This window comes from Paraburkholderia sp. Cpub6, assembly GCF_014201065.1.
Taxonomy (GTDB): domain Bacteria; phylum Pseudomonadota; class Gammaproteobacteria; order Burkholderiales; family Burkholderiaceae; genus Paraburkholderia; species Paraburkholderia tuberum.
Window position 1 is genome coordinate 1 of record NZ_JACHDM010000094.1, and the last position, 1,134, is coordinate 1,134.

Genomic DNA, 1,134 nt, shown 5'->3' on the forward strand with positions numbered 1-1,134 from the left:
GGCGGATTCAACCGGTGGATGCAATAGTTTGCTGGAATCGTTCGGCGGGCGTCTCGTAGTCCAGTGTCTTTCTTGGACGCTCGTTCAGTCGTCTTGCCACAGCGTTGAGTTTGGCCTGCGAATACACTGACAGATCGGTACCTTTCGGGAAGTACTGCCTCAATAGTCCATTCGTGTTCTCATTCGACCCACGCTGCCAGGGATGTTGCGGGTCGCAGAAGTAGACGGCAATGTCGGTGGCGACGGTGAAGCGCTTGTGCCCGGCCATCTCCGTCCCCCGATCCCAGGTGAGCGACTTGTAGAGTTCCTGCGGTAACTTGCTGGCATGTTTGATGAGCGCATTGATGACCGTTTCGCTGTCCTTGCTGGCTATCTTCACCAGCATGACATAGCGTGTCTGGCGCTCGACGAGCGTCGCAATCTGGCTGCTGCCGCTACCGCACAGCAGATCACCTTCCCAGTGGCCCGGTACCGCGCGGTCTTCAACGCTAGCCGGGCGTTCGCTGATCGATACGGTGTCACGAATCCTGCCGTGATCCTCCGTCTTTAGCGTGTGATGGCGCGAACGGCGCATGGCCCGGGTGCGCCGCAGGTGCTCCAGCAACTCCTTCTTCAGGGCCCCACGGGCCTGTATGAAGAGAGAACGATAGATTGTCTCGTGGGACACGTGGTAGTCCTCGTTGTCTGGGTACGCGCGTCTGAGCCATCCGGCGATCTGCTGCGGTGACCACTGCAACTGGAGCTTGGCTGCCACGATGTGCGCCAACATCCGGTGCTCAACCAGTTTACAGGCTTTGGGTCGCTGCGCGCGATCCCACGCGAGCTGATCGGCGTGGCTTGCCCGATAGCCGTCCGGGCCGCTGTTACGTTTGATCTCACGACAGATGGTGGAGGGAGCTCGCGAAAGTCGCATGGCGATTGACTGGATCGAATCGTCGGCCGCAAGTGCCCGTGAGATCTCTTCGCGCTCCTCCAGCGTCAATGCCAATCCCGATCGATGCCTTTGTGGTGGCTGGATTCCACCTGTCTCAGCCAGAATCCCCTGTACAGACGAGTGGTTCCGGTCAAAAAGCTGGGCGATCTTCTGGAGAGACTCTCCCTTCCGCCAACGTTCCCACATCAGCGCTTTCTGCT

1 protein-coding gene is annotated in these 1,134 nt (G+C 59.3%); it reads right to left on the reverse strand.

The genetic code is table 11. The annotated features are described in order from the left end of the window. Nucleotides 1-7 precede the first annotated feature (7 nt). On the reverse strand, nt 8-1,134 hold a 1,127-nt coding region (locus HDG33_RS36845), incomplete at its 5' end, for an IS30 family transposase (RefSeq protein ID WP_184041233.1).